We start from the raw sequence: 17,795 nt of genomic DNA on the forward strand, positions 1-17,795 counted from the left end.
ACCCTAGGCTCCGGCTTTCGCCGGAGCACATCGCACTTCCCCTTCAGGTCGCACCCATAACATGCCCAACCTCAACCACCGCCCGCTCGGCCTCACCGTCGCGATCACTACCCTCGCGCTCGATCAGCTCGTCAAATATAGCGTCACCTACCCGCTCGCGCTCAAAAGCCGGGCGGAGGAAGGGATCGACATCCTCCCCATCTTCCGCCTGCGCTGGCTGGAGAATAGGGGCGTGTCGATGGGCTTCTTCCATGCCGATACCGATGCGATGCGCTGGGCGCTGGTGGGCATGACCTTCTTGATCGCCGGCTTCGTCGCGGTGTGGATGTGGCGGGAAAAGGCGCGGCAGGATGTCGCGGCATTGGGTCTGGTGCTGGGCGGCGCGATCGGCAACATAGTCGACCGGGTGCGGCTCGGCTATGTCGTTGATTATGCGGACCTGCATTTTGGCGAATGGCGGCCCTTCCTGATTTTCAACCTGGCGGACGCGGCCATCACCATCGGCGTGCTGATCCTGCTTGCACGGGCGCTACTGCTGCGCGACAAGGGCGCAAAGACGGAGACTTCTCACTGATGCGTAAACTGATCCTCGCCACCGGCCTGATCGCCTCCCTGTCCGCCTGTGGCGGCGGCGGTGGCCTGTTCAACCGTGACCGGCCCGACGAGTTCGCCGTCTCGCGCGCCGCGCCTTTGGTGATCCCGCCCGATTTCGCGCTCGTCCCCCCCGCCCCCGGCACACCATCGGCGGCGGCGGTCGATTCGCGCGCCGAAGCGATGCAGGCGATGTTCGGCGGCCCGGCCCAGCGCAGCGCGGGCGAGAGCGCCGCGCTGAACGCAGCCGGCCGCGCCAATGCAGCGCCCGGCATCCGCTCCGCGGTCGGCGATCCCGGCACCGAGGTGGTCGACAAGGGGGCCACCACCCGCGACGTCATCGCCGCGCCCGAAGGCGACGGGCAGGAAGCCCGCGCCGCCGTCCCGCAATAAGGGGGCAGCGCCCCGGGGCTCCCCGCACCCGGTCAGCATCTCGTCGCACAAGATAGAGTTAAGGGAATTTTAGGGTTTAATTTCAGGAACTTGACTGGAATGCTCGAATTTCTTCCTGGTGCGGGGTGACCTGACCCAAGGAGGGAATAGAAGATGTACGGTTCTACCAAGATCCTTATTGCCGCCGGTCTGCTGACGGGCCTCGCCGCTGCGCCCGCGCAAGCGCAACTGCTGGGCTCGAGCCCGGTTCGCGTTCAGGTGGGCAACGGCCCCGCGCTCATCGGGTCGAACAGCCCGACCGGCGCGGTCGGCCTGTCGGTGCTGTCCAATCAGGTCGGCACCGACGACGGCACCAGCATCCGCCTGCTCGGCGATGACAAGACCGCCGGAATCTACACCCGGCTCATCAAGTCGAACGGCAGCAACGGCACTCGGCTACTCTATCTGCGGACGCCGCTGGAGCAGGCAACCGCGCCGATCACCAAATAAGAAGGATGGAGCCGGAGGGGTCGAACGATCCCCCGGCTCCGCTCATGACCCGCTGGATGCTTCTCCTCGGGGCGGCCCTCGCCGTTCCAGACGCGCTCGCTCAATCGGCCGCTGATCCCGCCGCTCCGATCGACAGGATCATGATAGTGGGCAGTTCCATGGCCCTTCGGGTCGAAGCCGCCGCCGCCCCCTATCGCGGCCGCCCGACATCCGAGGCGGTGCTGCGCGATCTCGCCGAGCGCCTCGCCTCGATATACGCGCGCAGCGACATCGCTATCTACACCATCTCCGCCGAAAGCGCCGGTCCGGGCATGGTTGAAATCGCCGTGGCGGAGGGGCGGATCGAACGGCTCCAGCTGGAGGGCGACGCTCCCCCTCTCGCCCATGCGCGCGCCCGCCGCATCGCCGCGCCGCTCCTGGCGCAGCAACCGTTGCGCAAAACCGCACTCCGCCGGGCGGTGCGCTTGATCGGCGATCTGACAGGCGTGGCGGCGCAGGCGGATCTGATCGCCGGCGCGGCCCCAGATGCACTGGTGCTGCGGCTACGCTTGACGCGCCGCCCCACCCAGTTCGTCGCGCGCATCGACAATGGTGGCGCATCCGCTTTGGGCCGCACCCATGGCCAGCTCTCCGCCCGCTTCGCCAATCTGCTGACCGGCGGCGATCAGGCGGAACTGCTCTACGATCATGCGCTCGACGGCGATTCGTCCGCTGCGGGGATCAGCTATGCCCTACCCGTCGGGACGAAAGGCCTGGCGCTCGCTCTTTCCGCCAGCAAGGCGCAAGGCAGCTTCTACCAGGCTCTGTTCCGCGTCAGGACGCAGGCGCTGTCGCTCGGCATGAGCTACCCGCTGGTCGCGGGCGAGCAGAGCCTGCTCGTCGCCAGCGCCAGCCTCGACGCGCAGCAGAGCGACACCTTCCTGCTCGATTATCCGCTCATCATCGAGCGCACCCGCATCGCCCGCGCCGGGCTTGGCTGGTCACGCGCGACGGCGCGCACCAGCGCCTTCGCCTCGGCGGCGCTGGCCGTTGCGCTCGACCTGCCCGGCGCGCGCGTCACCGGGGAAATCGCCGATACGCGCTTTGCCAAGCTGCGGGTCAATCTCGGCTATGACCGGATGATCGCCCGCGATGCGGCGCTGCGTGCCCGGCTTGTCGCGCAACTCAGCCGCGACCGACTGACCAGCGCCGAAATGCTGCAGCTGGGCGGGGCGGACTTTGGCCGGGCGTTCGAACCGGGCTGGGTCGGGGGCGACAGCGGCGCGGCCGCCAGCGTCGAACTGGGCTGGGCGCCGCAGCGGCTTCAGGGCCGCCGGCAGGTCGAACTGATCGGCTATCTGGACGGCGGGCAGGTCCATTATCGGGACCGCACGCTCTTCCCCGCGCGCACCTATCGCTTGGCGTCGGCGGGCGCGGGCGCCCGGATCAGCGAAGGGGGGCTCCAGTGCGACCTCATGATGAGCCGCGCTTTGCACGATCCGTTCGCCCAAACCAATCGCCCCTGGCGGCTGACCGTTCGGGTAAGCCTGCGCTTCCCCTGAAGATCAGGCCCGCGTGCGCTCCCCGCCTATCAGCGGCATCCCGGCAATCAGCGGATGGTCGAAGATGGTGCCGCCTTCGGGCGCACTGATCGGGTTGGCGGGCACCGGGCAGGCGTCGATCATCGGCTGCGCGTCGAAGCTGACCGGCTCCCAGCCGGTATCGACCGCGCGCATCACATCGGCCCAGTCGGTCGGCTTCTTGCGGTCCTGCACATAGATGGGCAGGTCCGGCTTGCCGAGGCCGAGATACAGATCGGTGAAGCGCGTATCGATCTGCTTCACATCGTCCACGTCCAGATGGACAGTCGCAAGCCCCGGCTTCGGCCCCCGCACGCCGAAATAGAGGCAGGGTATGCCATAGCTTTCAGCAAAGACCATGCCGTGCAGGCTGGTCGACACGATCCGGCGACAGGAGAGGATATCGTCCAGCCGCTGCTTCAACCCCTCGACCGACTTGGGCGTCACCGTGTTCAGCAGCTTGACCGATCCGGCAAACTCCTCCGGCACGACATAGCGCGCATAATCCTTGGGATGCGCCTCATAATCGCGGTCGGCGAGATCGACGAGGTGGATGAGGACGCCTAGATCCCATTTCTTCTCGACCGGCCCCGGATAGTAATCGGGCAGTATCCAGACCGGATCGCCATAGACCGAGTCCGCCGCGACCGGCGCGCCGTCATTCAGCACCTTGCGCGAAAACGGCCCGCGCGTGGCGCAGATATGGACATCGGTGCCGGGCGGGCGGGTATAGAGTTGCTTGCCGCCGCCCGTTCCCGCCGCATAATGGGAGGAACCGGTGCCCCAAAACCAGACTTCGCCGCCTGAATAGCCCTGTCCGATCGATCCCACCGCCGCCATCCGCAGCCGGTCGGACGCCATCGGCTCATGCTGGATCGGCACGCCGGTCAGCATCGAGACCATGGCGGGGCTGAGCGCGTCGCCCAGGTTCAGATAGTCCGCCCCGCCCGTCCCGGCGGCCCAGCTCAGGGGAATGGCTCCATGTTCTTCGACATGGCGCAGGATGCTGTTGGTCACTCGGCCCCCTTTTGGCAGTCTCAGGCGCGTGCTTCCGCCCCGATGGTTGCGCTATTATGACGCAGCGCCGTCAGAACCGTAGCAACGATCGCGTCGGCGTCCAGCCCTGCAACCGCATATTGTTTTTCGGGCTTGTCCTGGTCCTGAAAAATGTCGGGCAGGCGCATCGTCCGGAGCTTCAGGCCATTGTCGATCAGGCCAAGGTCGCTCGCCAGCGTCAGCACATGCGCGCCCAGACCGCCGACCGCGCCTTCCTCGATCGTGACGGCGACCTCATGCGTGGTCAGCAGCCTGCGGATCAGCGCCTCGTCCAATGGCTTGGCGAAGCGCAGGTCGGCGACGGTGGTCGAAAGCCCCCTCGCCTCCAGCGCCTCGGCCGCCTTCAGCGCCTCTTCCAGCCGGGTGCCAAGCGAGAGAATGGCGACCTGCCGCCCCTCCCGCACGATCCGCCCCTTGCCGATCTCAAGCCGCTCGGGCACATCCGGCATGCCGACGCCGGTGCCGTTGCCGCGCGGGTAGCGCACCGCGATCGGCCCGCTGTCATGCACGGCGCAGGTATGGACCATATGGACCAGCTCCGCCTCGTCCGCCGCCGCCATCACTACCATGTTGGGCAGGGTAGCGAGGTAGGTGACATCGAAGCTGCCGGCATGGGTGGAGCCATCCGCGCCCACCAGCCCCGCGCGGTCGATCGCGAAGCGCACCGGCAGATTCTGGATCGCCACATCATGCACCACCTGGTCATAGGCGCGCTGGAGGAATGTCGAATAAATGGCGCAGAAGGGCCGCATCCCTTGCGCTGCAAGACCTGCCGCAAAGGTGACGGCATGCTGCTCGGCAATCCCCACGTCGAAGGTCCGCTCAGGAAAAGCCTGCTGGAACTTGTCGAGCCCCGTGCCCGAAGGCATGGCGGCGGTGATCGCGCACACCGTGGAATCGCGCCGCGCCTCGGCGATCAGCGCCTGCGCGAAGACATTGGTGTAGCTGGGCGGCCCCGGCGGCGCCTTGTCCTGCGTGCCGGTGATGACATCGAATTTCTGCACGCCATGATATTTGTCCGCCGCCGCTTCGGCGGGGCCATAGCCCTTGCCCTTCTGCGTCACGACATGGACAAGGCACGGCCCTTCGGCGGCGTCGCGCACATTCTCCAGCACGGGGATCAGCTGGTCGAGATTATGCCCGTCGACCGGCCCGACATAATAAAAGCCCAGCTCCTCGAACAGGGTGCCGCCCATCGCCATGCCGCGCGCATATTCGTCGGTCTTCTTCGCCGCCTTGTGCAACGGCCGGGGCAGCTTGCGCGCCAGCCGCTTGGCAAGATCGCGCAGGCCGAGGAATTCGCGGCTCGACACGAGGCGAGCGAGATAGGCGGAAAGTCCGCCCACCGGCGGCGCGATCGACATGTCATTGTCGTTCAGGATCACGATCAGACGGTTGCCCGCGTCGCGCGCGTTGTTCATCGCCTCATAGGCCATGCCGGCCGACATCGCCCCGTCGCCGATCACGGCGATCGCCTTGCCCGGCCTGTCCTGCATCTTGTTGGCGATGGCAAAGCCCAGCGCCGCGCTGATCGAAGTCGAGCTATGCGCCGCGCCGAACGGATCATAGTCGCTCTCGGCCCGCTTGGTGAAGCCGCTGAGCCCACCGCCCTGCCGCAGCGTGCGGATGCGGTCGCGCCGGCCGGTCAATATCTTGTGCGGATAGCATTGGTGGCCGACGTCCCAGATCAGCTTGTCGGCCGGCGTGTCGAACACATAATGGATCGCCGTGGTCAGCTCGACCACGCCGAGGCCCGATCCCAGATGCCCGCCGGTCACGCCCACCGCCGCGATGGTTTCGGCGCGCAGCTCGTCGGCCAGCTGCCGCAGCTGCTCGGGGTCCAGCTTGCGCAGGTCTGACGGCCAGACCACCTGGTCGAGCAGCGGCGTTTCGGGGCGATCATTCATCTGGGTCATAGGCTCCGCAGGGCGCTAGGCTGTTCCGGGGCGCGGCGCAACGCCGGCGTCACGCCGCGCACTTCGCGCAGGTGCCCAATATCTCGATCACCGGCCGCTCGGCATGGAAGCCTTCATGGCTCGCGACCGCGCGCACGTCGCCCGTCACCTTGTCGTCATCGACATGGGTCGCCTGCTTGCAGTTGCGGCACACCAGGAAGATGCAGTCATGGTGGCAGCCGGGATGCGCATTGGCGATATAGGCGTTGGCGCTCTCCACCCGCATCGCGATATTGTTGGTCACGAACAGGTCGAGGATGCGATAGACGCTGTTGGGCGCGACCCGTTTGCCGCGCGCCTTCGACACCGTATCTGCGATATCATAGGCGGACGCGGGCCTCTCCTCGGCCGCCAGCGCGTCGAAGATGGCGGCGCGCATCGGCGTCCATTGCTCGCTCTGCGCTTCCAGCGTGCGGCGCGCGGCGTCGGCGAGCTTCTCGCCGGTCGGCTCCAGATGATCGTGATGATGGTCGGCCATGATCCTAATCTATGCTGCCCCGCACCGGGGGGCAAGGGCAGCGCATCGGCGCTGCCCGAAGAGTCATCGGCGGGCTTCAGCGCTGCCCAAACAGCCACGCCGCCCATAGCCAGCCCACGATCATCAGCGTGCCGCCCACCGGCGTCACCGCGCCCAGCCATTTGGGACCGCCCAGCGCCATGACATAGAGCGATCCGGCAAAGATCGCCGCGCCGGCCAGCAGCAGCGCCGCGGCCCCGCGCGCCACCCCCATCACCGCCAGCGCGGCGACGGCATGGATCAGCTGATAGAGGCCGCCGGTCCGCAGCCATTCCGCCGCCTTGGCGTCAGCAGCACCATGCGCGCCAAACGCCCCCGCGCTGATGGCGAGCGCCGCCGACAGGCAAGCGAGGACAGCGATCACGCCCCCTCTCCGTCGCCCCGGCTGACGAGGCGCATCGCGCGCCCCGGCCGATACATGAGATCCTTCGCCGCAAGCAGCGTGCCATGCTCGATCTGCACGGCCATGCGCTGCTCGTCATTGGCGCGATATTGCCGCTCCACCTCGTCAATCTCCTCGTCCGGCACGCCCAGCGCCTGCATCGCCTTCACTCCCATGCAGATCGCCGATTCATAAACTTCGCGCACCACGCCGGCCAGATCCACGCCTTCCAGCGCCAGCACCTGCCGCCGGTCGAAGGCGCGAACCATCAGCGCCGCCTGCGGAAAGGCTTCCCCCACCGGCTCCAGCACCCGCCGATCGAGCGAGGGATCATCGATGCAGAAGGCGATCAGCCTTGCCTCCTCCCCGCCCGCCCGGCGCAGCAGGTCGATGCGGGTGCCGTCGCCATAATAGACCTTCATATCGAACCGGCTCGACACCTCGATCTGCGCGGGCTTCTTGTCGATCAGCACGACGCCGAAGCCATGCCCCATCAGCATCTGCGCGACGGTCTGGCCGAAGCGGCCATAGCCCACGATGATCGCGGTGCCGCGCGGCGCTTCGTCAGGCGTGCTCAGGTCGGGCCGGTCCTTGGGCGATGCGAACTCGAACCGGCGGGCGAACAGCATCAGGAAGGGCGTGGTCGCCATCGAGAAGGTGACGATCGCGCTGAACAGGCTCGCTGCTTCCGGCGCGATCAGATAGGCGCCCTGCGCCTGCGCGAACAGCACGAAACCGAACTCGCCGCCCTGGCTCAGCAGCAGCCCCGCACCCAGCGCCTGTTTCCAGTCCATGCCGAACAGCCGGGCAAGCCCCGTGATGATCGCGGTCTTGGTCGCGACCAGGATGGCCGCCATGGCGACAACGAACACCGGATTGGCCGCCACCGCGCGCAGGTCCAGCACCATGCCGACCGCCAGGAAGAACAGGCCGAGCAGGATCGAGCGGAACGGCTCGACATCGGCCTCGATTTCGTGGCGATAGGGCGAATCGGCCAGCATCACGCCCGCCACGAACGCGCCCAATGCAGTCGACAGATGGAGCATATGCATCAGCGCCGCCGCCGCCAGCACGGTGAACAGCCCCACCGCGACGAACAACTCCCGCTCGCCCAGCCGCCCCACCAGTCCCAGCAGCGGCCGCAGCACGAACCGCCCGGCAAGCACCAGCCCCATGATCGCTGCGACGGTATAGCCGGCAAGCACCCATCCGGGCGGTCCGGCGGCGTCGGCGGGGTTGCGCGACAAGGCAGCGATGATGGTGATGAGCGGGACGATCGAGAGATCCTGGAACAGCAGGATCGAAAACACCTTTTCCCCGAAGGGCGAGTTGATCCGGCCGCTCGACTTGAGGCTCGGCAACACCTGCGCGGTCGAGGAGAGCGCGAGCGGCATCCCGAGCGCGATCGCCGCGCCCCAGCTGAACCCTGTCGTGAAGAAGATGATCGCGATCAGCACGCAGCCGCAGGTGACCACTTGCGCCAGACCAAGCGCGAAAATGTCGCGCTTCAGCCGCCATAGGCGCGCGGGGTGAAGTTCGAGACCGACGAGGAACAGCAGCAGGACGATGCCGATCTCGGCGATGGCGAGCTTCGATTCGGCCCCGCCGACCAGCTTCAGCCCCTGCGGCCCGACCAGCGCGCCCGCGACGAGGTAGCCGAGCACCGCGCCAAGGCCGAAGCGGCGGAACAGCATGACGAACGCCACCGCCGCGCCCAGCAGGACGACGCCTTCGCTCAGCAATATGTCGGTTGCGCCGGTGGGTGCAGGCGCGGACATCAGGCGTCGGCCATGCGGGCGGCTTCGGCGATCGCCTCGAACCCAAGCCGGATCGACGCATGGCGGGCGGGGTAACCCCGCGCCGGCGCGAGCACGGAAAGCCCCGGCCAGAAATCCAGATCCTCGCTTGTCCCCGCCAGATAGGCAGTCAGCCGGTCGCGCGCGTCGGCCAGTTCCTGCGCGCTCATGCCGATCGCGTGGCCCGCCATCAGCGACGCCGACGCCTGCCCCAGCGCGCACGCTTTCACGTCCAGCCCCATGTCCGCCACGCGGCCATTGGCCATCCTGACATCCACCGTCACCCGCGATCCGCAGGTCGGCGATCGCTTCTCGACGCTCGCCTGCGGATCGGTCAGGCGCTGATGATGCGGGATGCTGGCGGCGAGCCGCAATATATCTTTGTTATACAGGGGAGCGCTCATGCCGTCCCATGTAGGGCAGGAAGGGCACGGGGAGAAGGCGGCAAGCGAATTTAGCCTGCCCCTCACCTCCTTGCACCGTCATCCCCGCGTAGGCGGGGATCCATCTCCCGCCCCATCCCCTGACGCAACGTCAGGAGATGGATTCCCGCCTACGCGGGAATGACACAAGGGAAGCACCCCACCCATCCGCCATTGTCTCCACCCCCATCCCCCCCTATCGCCGCACCATGAAGATACTCGTCGATGCCGACGCCTGCCCGGTGAAGGAGGAAGTCTACAAGGTCGCCTGGCGGCATGGCGTTCCCGTCACGATCGTCAGCAACAGCCCGATCCGCGTGCCCGCCCATCCGCTGGTCGACCGCGTCGTGGTGAGCGACGGGTTCGACGCCGCCGACGACTGGATCGCCGAGCGGGCGGACGCCGCCAGCATTTGCGTCACCGCGGACATATTGCTCGCCGACCGCTGCCTCAAGGCCGGCGCGGTCGTGATCGCCCCCAACGGCAAGCCCTTCACCGCCAGCTCGATCGGCGCGGCGGTCGCGACCCGTGCGATCATGGCCGACCTGCGGGCCGGCGCGATGGGCGATCCCGTCGGCGGCCCGGCGCCCTTCGCGAAAACCGACCGCTCCCGCTTCCTCTCGGCGCTGGACGAAGCGCTGGTGCGCCTGAAGCGCGGCCGCTGACATGGCCGATTATGACGCGATTGTGCTTGGTGCCGGCGCGGCGGGCATGATGTGCGCGGCCGTCGCCGGACAGCGCGGCCGGCGCGTCCTGCTGGTCGACCATGCCGACGCGCCGGGCAAGAAGATCCTGATCTCGGGCGGCGGACGGTGCAACTTCACCAACATCCACACGGCCGCCGACCGATATCTCTCCGCCAACCCGCACTTCGCCAAATCGGCGCTCGGCCGCTACACGCCCGCCGATTTCATTTCGTTGGTGGAACGATATGGCATCGCCTGGCATGAAAAGACGCTGGGCCAGCTTTTCTGCGACGGGTCCGCCCACCAGATCGTCGCCATGCTGGAGCAGGAATGCGCCACGGGCGGCGTCACCATGGCGCTCGGCCAGCCGGTCTCAGGCATCGATCATGGCGACGGCCTGTTCCGTGTGGGCGTCGGCGACCAGGAGCATCGCGCCCCCGCGCTGGTGCTGGCGACCGGCGGCCCCTCCATCCCGAAACTGGGCGCGACCGGCTTTGCCTATGACGTCGCCCGGCGCTTTGGCCTGTCGGTCGTCCAGCCCCGCCCCGCCCTTGTTCCGCTCACCCTCGGAACCGCTGAACAGCTGTTCCACTCGCTGTCCGGTTTGTCGGCGCAAGTCGTTGTCCGCTCGGGAAAAATCCGCTTCCGCGAGGCCGCTCTCTTCACCCATCGCGGCTTGTCCGGCCCGGCCATGCTCCAGATCAGCAGCTATTGGCAGCATCGCACCCCGATCCATGTCGATTTCCTGCCCGATCGCCCGGCCGACTGGCTCCTTGCCGAAAAGCGCGAACGCCCCCGCCTCCCCATCCGTCGCCTGCTGGCGCAGGCGCTGCCCGAACGGCTGGCCGACGCTCTGCTGGAACGTATTGGTGTTGAGGGCGAACTCGGTTCGCTGTCCGACAAGGCGCTGCGGCAGACGGCCGCGCGGCTCTCCGACTGGGCTTTCCTGCCCAACGGCACGGAAGGCTATGCCAAGGCCGAAGTGACCGCCGGCGGCATCGCCACGGCGGGCCTATCCTCCCGCACCATGGAAGCGACCAAGGTGCCGGGCCTCTACGCCATCGGCGAGGCGGTGGACGTAACCGGATGGCTCGGCGGCTATAATTTCCAATGGGCCTGGGCCAGCGGCTGGGCGGCGGGCCAGGCGCTCTGATCGATCAGAAGGTCAGCCGCGTGACATGCCCCATCTTGCGGCCCGGCCGCGCCTCATGCTTGCCATAGAGGTGAAGATGATTGGCCGGATCGCTCAAGATCGCCGGCCAGTCATGCCCCTCGTTCCCGATCAGGTTGCGCATCGCGACATGCGGCGCGGCAAGGCCGGTATCCCCCAAAGGCAGGCCGCAGATCGCGCGGACATGATTCTCGAACTGGCTCGTCACCGCGCCTTCGATGGTCCAGTGGCCGCTATTGTGAACGCGCGGCGCCATCTCGTTGAACACCGGCCCGTCGGCGCTGGCGAAAAACTCCAGCGTCAGCACCCCGACATAGTCGAGCGCGTCAGCCACCTGCTTGGCGAGGCGGCGCGCCTGTTCCACCTGCCCGCCGATCAGCGGCCCGGCCGGCAGGGTGGAGGTCGAAAGGATGCCATCGACATGCACGTTCGCGGGTGCATCCCAAAAGCGGACTTCCCCATCCGCGCCGCGCACCAAGAGGATCGAAAACTCCTCGGCAAAGGTGACGAACCCCTCCAGAATCGCGCTCTGCCGCCCGATGGCGTTCCATGCGCCCACCGCATCGCCCGGCTCCGACAGCCGCGCCTGCCCCTTGCCGTCATAGCCCATGCGGTTGGTCTTGAGGACCGCGCGGCTCCCGATTTCGTCTATCGCCTCTTCCAGATCGTCGAGGCTCTCGACCGCAGCGAAAGGCGCGGTCAGCCCACCCAGGTCGCACACGAAGCGCTTTTCGGCCAGCCGGTCCTGCGCCACCTTCAGCGCCTGCGCGCCGGGGCGCACGAGGCCGTGATGGCTAAGCGTCTCGACCGCCGCCGGGTCGATATTCTCAAACTCATAGGTAACGACATCCACGTCCTCGGCAAAGGCGGCGAGCGCGGCGGCATCGACATATTCGCCCCGCGTCCAGCGCGGCGACACGTCGGCCGCCGGGCCGCTCTCCTCCGGCGCGAAGATATGGGTGCGGTATCCAAGCTGCGCCGCTGCGATGGCGATCATGCGGCCAAGCTGGCCGCCGCCCAGGATGCCGATGGTCGCGCCGGGAGCAATGAGGGTCATGGGCAGCTCAGTCCTCGACCGTCTCGGCTACGCTGTCGGTCTGCTTGGCCCGCCAGGCGTCCAGCCGTTCGGCGAGCGCCGGATCGGCGGTGGCGAGGATCGCGGCGGCCAGCAGCCCCGCATTGATCGCGCCCGCCTTGCCGATCGCCAGCGTGCCTACCGGAATGCCGCCCGGCATCTGGACGATGGACAGCAGCGAATCCATGCCCTTCAACGCCTTCGATTCCACCGGCACCCCCAGCACCGGCAGCCGCGTCATCGACGCCGCCATGCCCGGCAGATGCGCCGCGCCGCCAGCGCCCGCGATGATGACCTTCAGGCCCCGCCCCGCCGCGCCGGTGGCATAATCGTAGAGGCGCTGCGGCGTGCGGTGGGCCGATACGACCTTGCATTCATGCGGCACGCCCAGCGCGTCGAGCGTTTCGGCGGCATGGCGCATCGTCTCCCAATCGGATCGCGACCCCATGATGATGCCGACTGCCACCGCCCCGCTCATTGCCCGCTTCCCCTGCCTTCACGGCGATCACGCCGCCCGGAAAGCAAAGCCCCTTAACGCCCGCGACGACAATGGGCAAATCGCAAAAATGGGGTGGCGGATTTGGAAGTGAAGTCCTCATCCTCCCCTGTAAGGGGAGGGGGACCGTTTGCGAAGCAAATGGTGGAGGGGTGTCGCCCCCTCGATAGCGGGACACCCCTCCGTCAACCCTGCGGGTTGCCACCTCCCCTGCGAGGGGAGGATTAGAAAGCAAAAAGGGCCGGCGGGCTATCCGCCCCCAGCCCTTCACACTATCCTGGTCGTCCCCGATCAGCCGACAATCTCGTCCGGCTTGAAGAAATAGGCGATCTCGATCGCGGCATTTTCCTCGCTGTCGGAGCCATGGACCGAATTTGCCTCGATCGATTCCGCATATTCCTTGCGGATCGTGCCTTCGTCGGCATTGGCGGGGTTGGTCGCGCCCATGATGTCGCGGTTGCGCTTCACCGCATCCTCGCCTTCCAGCACCTGGACGACGACCGGTCCGGAAATCATGAAAGCGACGAGGTCGGCGAAGAAGGGGCGCTCCTTGTGGACGGCGTAAAAGCCCTCGGCCTGCTCGCGGCTCATGCGGATGCGCTTGGAGGCGACGACGCGCAAGCCCGCTTCCTCCAGCTTCTTGGTGACAGCGCCGGTGAGGTTGCGACGGGTGGCGTCGGGCTTGATGATCGAAAAGGTGCGCGTGACGGCCATGGCCCTCGTTACTCCGAATTGTTGGGAATGCTGGGCGCGCCTTTAGACGCGGGATGCGCGGGCTGCAAGGGGCAGAGCCCGATAGGCGGCAATTGCGCCGCCTGACATGAAGAGGGCGCCCCGTTCCCGGCGCGCCCTTTCCTCATCAACCCTTAAACGGCCGATTACTTCTTCAGCGTGAGGCCGCCGAAGCGCTTGTTGAAGCGCGCCACCTGACCGCCGGTGTCGAGCTGGCGGTTGCCGCCGGTCCAGGCCGGGTGCGACTTGGGATCGATGTCGAGCGCCAGCGTGTCGCCTTCCTTGCCCCAGGTCGATCGGGTCTGGAAGGTGGTGCCGTCGGTCATCTGGACCGTAATCAGGTGGTAATCGGGGTGGGTATCGGCCTTCATGGCGGGGATGCTCCTCATGTGGCCGGTTTCCGACCGGCCGGATGCGAAAAAATGCGAAGGCGCGCCGTTAGCGGTTCGCGCGGCGGTTGGCAAGGAATAAGAAAGTCTGACCTAACGCCTTCCTCCCCTGCAAGGGGAGGGGGACCACGAAGTGGTGGAGGGGTGTCACCCTATCGATAGCGGGACACCCCTCCGTCAGGGCTTCGCCCTGCCACCTCCCCTTACAGCGGAGGATGACAGGCTTTTCCCGTCTACCCTTCAATCCTTGGGCGGATCGGTGATCATCGCGACGAACTGCGCTTCCGACGCGAGCTTGTCCCCCATCATCGCCTTGCCGCTGAACTTGCAGATCGCGCCGCGATTCTGCGTCACCTCGACATACAGGTCGAGCAGGCAGCCCGGCTCGACCGGCGCGCGGAACTTCGCGCCGTCGATGCTCATGAAATAGACGAGCTTGCCCGAATCGGCGAGGTTCATGGATTCGACCGCCAGCACGCCCGCCGCCTGCGCCATCGCTTCCACGATCAGCACGCCGGGCATGATCGGACGGGTCGGGAAATGCCCCTGAAAGAACGGCTCGTTCACCGACACCGCCTTGATCGCGTGGATCGACTGGCTCGGCACCAGCGACACCACGCGGTCGATCAGCAGCATCGGATAGCGATGCGGCAGCGCCGCCATGACCCGACGGACATCCATCGGGCCAAGCGCGGCGGTTTCCCCCTCTCCACTCATATTATTTCAGCGCGACTTGGGCGCCTGCGCCGGCGCGGCGGGAGCCGGCGCAGCGGCGGCGCCCTGCTGGCGACCCGGCTGCCATCCGGCGGGCGGCGTGATGCCGACGCTGGGAACCAGCGTGTTCAGTTCGGTCACGACCGCGGCGGTGATATCGGCGCCCGCGCCGAAGCTCTCGGTTGCCGCCTTCTTGAAGACGATCTCCGCCTTGGTCTTGGCGGTCGCGGCCTTGACGGCATCGTCCAGCTTGTCGACGATCTGCTGCTCGACATAGGCGCGGGCGAGCTGCACCGGCTGGCTGAGGCGCTGCAATTCGGCCTGGCCGTTCTGCTGCGCCTGCTGAAGCGCCTGGAACTGGGTTTCGATCGCCGGAGTCGACTTGTTGCCGGCGGCCTTGTAGGCGGCCTGGAGCGCGTCGTTCTTGGTCTTGAGGTCGGCTTCGATCGCGGTGCGGCGCGTGTTGATCTGGTCGAGCTGCGGCTTGTAGGTCGTCTGCATCTGCGTCATCGCGGTGGTGAAGGCCGCGCTTTTAACGACAGCCTCCTCCAGATCGACCACTGCGATGCCCGACTTGGTCTGGGCGACGGCGGGCGCGGCAGTGATCGCGATGGCAGTCATGGACGTCAGCGCAAGCGCGGTCGCCTGAAAAATCGTCTTCATCAGAATTGAGTCCCTACGTTGAAGGTGATGAGTTTGGTGTCGTCGCCCGGCTCTTTCAGCAGGGCACGGGCAATGTCGATGCGGAACGGGCCGAATGGCGAGTTCCAGTTGACGCCGAAGCCCACCGACAAACGGGGTTTCAGCGTATCGCCGAGATATTCTTCCTCGAAATTGCCGCCCGCGAAGCTGTAGTTCGTGCCGCACATCGGCGAACGCGCAGTCCCCGTCGCCCGCACCCGCGTCGATCCGGTCGGTGCGGCATCGGTGGGATCGCAATAACCGGCAAAGCTTCCCGTGCCATTCGTCAGCACCGGATCCTTGATTCCAGCGACCGCGCCTGCATCCACGAATACCGAAGGCCGCAACCCCATTTCGCGCGCCCCCGACCCCAGCGGGATTTCAACCTCAGCGCGCGACATATAATAGATGCGACCGCCCAGTGCGTCGTCGGAGACGTTGTTCCGCCCGGTCACGCGCTCATAGGTGGTAGTCCCATTCTCGGTCGTGCCTTCAAGGAAATAGCGCTTCACGCGCGGGCCGACGCCGCGGATGTTGAAGCCGCGGAACTGCGGTTCGCCGAGGAAGAAGCGATCGACCAGCCGGATCTTCTCGGTCGGGAAGCCGTCGGGATCGAGCCGCTGGCTTTCGAGCGAGTGGATATAGCCCGCCTCGGCCGTCAGCGAGAAGATGAAGCCGGCGCCCAGCGGCACATATTGCGCGGCGTTGAGGCGGGTGCGAATATATTTGACGCTGCCGCCCAGGCCCGCAAAATCCTGGCTCAGGGTCGCGCTGCGCCCGCGCGTCGCCCGGATGCGGTTGTCGCGCGTGTCGTAGATCAATGAATAGCCGAGCGAGGAGGTCGTGCGCTTGCCGATGGCGTCGCAGAGGTAACGGCCGGCGAGCAGCGGGTCGCAGCGCTCGACCAGCGGGCCAGTGCCGTCCGGGTCCGAATAATAAGTGTCGCGGTCGAGCGTCACATCGTCGAAGTTCAGGCTGTAGCGCAGCGCCAGCGAGATATATTCGGTGATCGGCACGCCCGCGCGAATCTGGAAGCCGGTCGTGGTCTGCTCATAAGTGGTATCGCGGTTGTTGGTGCCGCTGCCGAGGAACCGGAAGCTGTTGAGGTCGCGCCGATAGATGTCACCGCCCAGCGCGATATTCTTGTCCATGAAATAGGGCTCGGTAAAGCCCACTTCCACCGACTTGCTATAGGCCGAATAGTTGACCGAGGTGCGCAGTTCCTGGCCCTTGCCGCGGAAATTGCGCTGCGTGATCGACGCCGCGATGATGAAGCGCTCCAGCGAGGAATAGCCCGCCGAGAGCGACAATTCGCCGGTCGATTTTTCCTGGACGTTGGTTTCCAGAACGATGCGATCGGGCGCGGAGCCGGGCTTCTGCTCGACGTCCAGCTTCTCCTGGAAGAAGCCGAGCGAATTGATCCGGTCCTTCGACCGCTTGACGAGGAAGCTGTTGAAGGCGTCGCCTTCGGCCAGGCGGAACTCGCGGCGGACCACCTTGTCCTGGGTCAGCGTGTTGCCGTTGATGTCGACCCGCTCGACATAGACGCGCGGCGCATTGGCGATGCGGAAGTTGATCCCCATCGTCAGGTCTTCCTTCGACCGGTTGAAGTCCGGCGACACGTCGGCAAAGGCATAGCCGAACAGGCCGGCGGTCTCGCTCAGCGTGTCGACCGTGTCCTCGACCTGCTTGGCGTTGTACCAGTCGCCCTTCTTCATCGGCAGCCGGCGGGTCAGCAGGTCGCCGGACAGGTCGCGAATGTCCGATTCGACCTTCACGTCGCCGAACTTGTAGCGGTCCCCTTCCTCCACCACATAGGTGATGATGAAGTCCTGCTTGTCGGGCGTCAGTTCCGCCACGGCGGAGATCACGCGGAAGTCGGCATAGCCTTCGGTCAGATAGAATTGGCGCAGCTTCTGCTGGTCATAGGCGAGGCGATCGGGATCGTAGCTGGTGCCTGACGAGAAGATACGGAACCAGCGCGACTGCTTGGTGACCATCTGGCTGCGCAGTTCGCCGTCCTTGAACTTCTCATTGCCGATGATGTTGATCTGGCGGACCTTGGACTTGGGGCCTTCGCTGATCTCGAACACGATATCGACGCGGTTCTGGTCGAGCTGCACCAATTTCGGCTCGATCGTTGCGGCGAAGCGACCCTGCCGGCGATAGAGTTCGACGATGCGGGCCACATCGGCACGGACTTTGGAGCGCGTATAGATCTGGCGCGGGGCGAGCTTGATCTCGGGCCGAATCTTGTCTTCCTTCAACCGCTTATTGCCTTCCAGCACGATGCGGTTGATGACCGGATTTTCCTTCACCTCGATCGTCAGCGCGCCATTGTCGTTGCGTATCTGGACGTCGGCGAACAGCTCGGTCTCATAAAGGTCGCGCAGACCCTGGTCGAGGCTTTCCTGGGTAAAGGACTGACCGATGCGGAGCTTGGTGTAGGAGAGGACGGTGTCGGGCTCCAGCCGCTGCGTGCCGGTGACCGCGATCGAGCGGATCGTGCCGAGCGTCGCTACGGTCGAGACCGGGGCGGCGACGGTGGATGCAGGCGCGTCCTGCGCCATCGCGGGAAGCACCGGCAGGCCCGCGATCATGGTCGTGGCCAACAGGACCGCGACGATCGGGCGCTGCTTCATGCTGCTGTTCATCGCTGTCACCCGTTCCACCTTAGAAAATCGCAAAAAA

19 protein-coding genes are annotated in these 17,795 nt (G+C 66.3%); 6 read left to right on the plus strand and 13 right to left on the minus strand.

What is annotated here, in order from left to right:
* Positions 1-61 precede the first annotated feature (61 nt).
* From lspA to V2B31_RS02020, 4 genes are all read left to right on the plus strand, one after another.
* Positions 62-574, plus strand: coding sequence for a signal peptidase II (lspA, locus tag V2B31_RS02005; protein ID WP_328274802.1), 513 nt, complete (start codon positions 62-64; stop codon positions 572-574).
* Positions 574-984 carry a DUF3035 domain-containing protein gene (locus tag V2B31_RS02010; protein ID WP_328274804.1) on the plus strand — a complete coding sequence of 137 codons (411 nt, stop codon included), beginning with the start codon at positions 574-576 and terminating at the stop codon, positions 982-984. Before lspA ends, V2B31_RS02010 begins: the two co-directional genes overlap by 1 nt.
* 153 nt (positions 985-1,137) lie before the next feature.
* On the plus strand, positions 1,138-1,473 hold the full coding sequence (locus V2B31_RS02015) for a hypothetical protein (RefSeq protein ID WP_328274806.1): 336 nt from the start codon (positions 1,138-1,140) through the stop codon (positions 1,471-1,473).
* Positions 1,474-1,631: 158 nt separating this feature from the next.
* Positions 1,632-3,014: a ShlB/FhaC/HecB family hemolysin secretion/activation protein gene (locus tag V2B31_RS02020; protein ID WP_328274808.1), complete on the plus strand. Its 1,383-nt coding sequence runs from the start codon at positions 1,632-1,634 to the stop codon at positions 3,012-3,014.
* Between the two features lie 3 nt (positions 3,015-3,017).
* On the opposite strand, the gene V2B31_RS02025 is transcribed toward V2B31_RS02020, so the two are convergent.
* From V2B31_RS02025 to V2B31_RS02050, 6 genes are all read right to left on the minus strand, one after another.
* Positions 3,018-4,049, minus strand: coding sequence for a polysaccharide pyruvyl transferase family protein (locus tag V2B31_RS02025; protein ID WP_328274810.1), 1,032 nt, complete (start codon positions 4,047-4,049; stop codon positions 3,018-3,020).
* Positions 4,050-4,069: 20 nt separating this feature from the next.
* A complete protein-coding gene (gene dxs, locus V2B31_RS02030; protein ID WP_328274811.1) occupies positions 4,070-6,004 on the minus strand; it encodes a 1-deoxy-D-xylulose-5-phosphate synthase in 1,935 nt (644 codons plus the stop codon).
* A 49-nt stretch (positions 6,005-6,053) separates the two neighbouring features.
* Positions 6,054-6,521 carry a Fur family transcriptional regulator gene (locus V2B31_RS02035; RefSeq protein WP_328274813.1) on the minus strand — a complete coding sequence of 156 codons (468 nt, stop codon included), beginning with the start codon at positions 6,519-6,521 and terminating at the stop codon, positions 6,054-6,056.
* Between the two features lie 76 nt (positions 6,522-6,597).
* A complete protein-coding gene (locus tag V2B31_RS02040; protein ID WP_328274817.1) occupies positions 6,598-6,924 on the minus strand; it encodes a DUF423 domain-containing protein in 327 nt (108 codons plus the stop codon).
* On the minus strand, positions 6,921-8,720 hold the full coding sequence (locus V2B31_RS02045) for a cation:proton antiporter domain-containing protein (protein WP_328274819.1): 1,800 nt from the start codon (positions 8,718-8,720) through the stop codon (positions 6,921-6,923). The genes V2B31_RS02040 and V2B31_RS02045 overlap by 4 nt, the downstream gene beginning before the upstream one ends.
* Positions 8,720-9,142, minus strand: a complete 423-nt coding sequence (locus tag V2B31_RS02050; RefSeq protein ID WP_328274821.1) for an iron-sulfur cluster assembly scaffold protein — start codon at positions 9,140-9,142, stop codon at positions 8,720-8,722. The genes V2B31_RS02045 and V2B31_RS02050 overlap by 1 nt, the downstream gene beginning before the upstream one ends.
* A 227-nt stretch (positions 9,143-9,369) precedes the next feature.
* On the opposite strand from V2B31_RS02050, the gene V2B31_RS02055 reads away from it, so the two are divergent.
* Together V2B31_RS02055 and V2B31_RS02060 are read left to right on the plus strand one after the other, a co-directional pair.
* Positions 9,370-9,825: a YaiI/YqxD family protein gene (locus V2B31_RS02055; RefSeq protein WP_328274823.1), complete on the plus strand. Its 456-nt coding sequence runs from the start codon at positions 9,370-9,372 to the stop codon at positions 9,823-9,825.
* Position 9,826: 1 nt separating this feature from the next.
* Complete coding sequence (locus V2B31_RS02060) at positions 9,827-10,999, plus strand: NAD(P)/FAD-dependent oxidoreductase (protein ID WP_328274825.1); 1,173 nt, start codon at positions 9,827-9,829, stop codon at positions 10,997-10,999.
* Positions 11,000-11,003: 4 nt separating this feature from the next.
* Here V2B31_RS02060 and V2B31_RS02065 read toward each other — a convergent pair whose 3' ends face one another.
* The 7 genes from V2B31_RS02065 to bamA all read right to left on the minus strand — a co-directional run bounded on the left by V2B31_RS02065 (position 11,004) and on the right by bamA (position 17,758).
* Positions 11,004-12,074 carry a 5-(carboxyamino)imidazole ribonucleotide synthase gene (locus V2B31_RS02065; RefSeq protein WP_328274828.1) on the minus strand — a complete coding sequence of 357 codons (1,071 nt, stop codon included), beginning with the start codon at positions 12,072-12,074 and terminating at the stop codon, positions 11,004-11,006.
* A gap of 7 nt (positions 12,075-12,081) precedes the next feature.
* Positions 12,082-12,570: a 5-(carboxyamino)imidazole ribonucleotide mutase gene (gene purE / locus V2B31_RS02070; protein ID WP_328274832.1), complete on the minus strand. Its 489-nt coding sequence runs from the start codon at positions 12,568-12,570 to the stop codon at positions 12,082-12,084.
* Positions 12,571-12,879: 309 nt separating this feature from the next.
* The gene (gene ndk / locus V2B31_RS02075) at positions 12,880-13,302 is read right to left on the minus strand and encodes a nucleoside-diphosphate kinase (protein WP_007684133.1); all 423 of its coding nucleotides are present in this window, start codon (positions 13,300-13,302) and stop codon (positions 12,880-12,882) included.
* 164 nt (positions 13,303-13,466) lie between these two features.
* Positions 13,467-13,691, minus strand: coding sequence for a 50S ribosomal protein L31 (gene rpmE, locus V2B31_RS02080; RefSeq protein WP_196224061.1), 225 nt, complete (start codon positions 13,689-13,691; stop codon positions 13,467-13,469).
* Positions 13,692-13,949: 258 nt separating this feature from the next.
* Positions 13,950-14,390: a 3-hydroxyacyl-ACP dehydratase FabZ gene (fabZ, locus tag V2B31_RS02085; protein WP_328274842.1), complete on the minus strand. Its 441-nt coding sequence runs from the start codon at positions 14,388-14,390 to the stop codon at positions 13,950-13,952.
* A 42-nt stretch (positions 14,391-14,432) separates the two neighbouring features.
* Entirely contained in the window at positions 14,433-15,086 is a 654-nt protein-coding gene (locus tag V2B31_RS02090) for an OmpH family outer membrane protein (RefSeq protein ID WP_328274845.1), read from the minus strand.
* Positions 15,086-17,758 (minus strand): outer membrane protein assembly factor BamA, encoded by a 2,673-nt coding sequence (gene bamA, locus V2B31_RS02095; RefSeq protein WP_328275193.1) that lies wholly within the window; start codon positions 17,756-17,758, stop codon positions 15,086-15,088. The genes V2B31_RS02090 and bamA overlap by 1 nt, the downstream gene beginning before the upstream one ends.
* Positions 17,759-17,795: the final 37 nt, after the last annotated feature.

The sequence above is a fragment of the Sphingobium sp. genome, assembly GCF_036170395.1.
Lineage (GTDB): Bacteria > Pseudomonadota > Alphaproteobacteria > Sphingomonadales > Sphingomonadaceae > Sphingobium.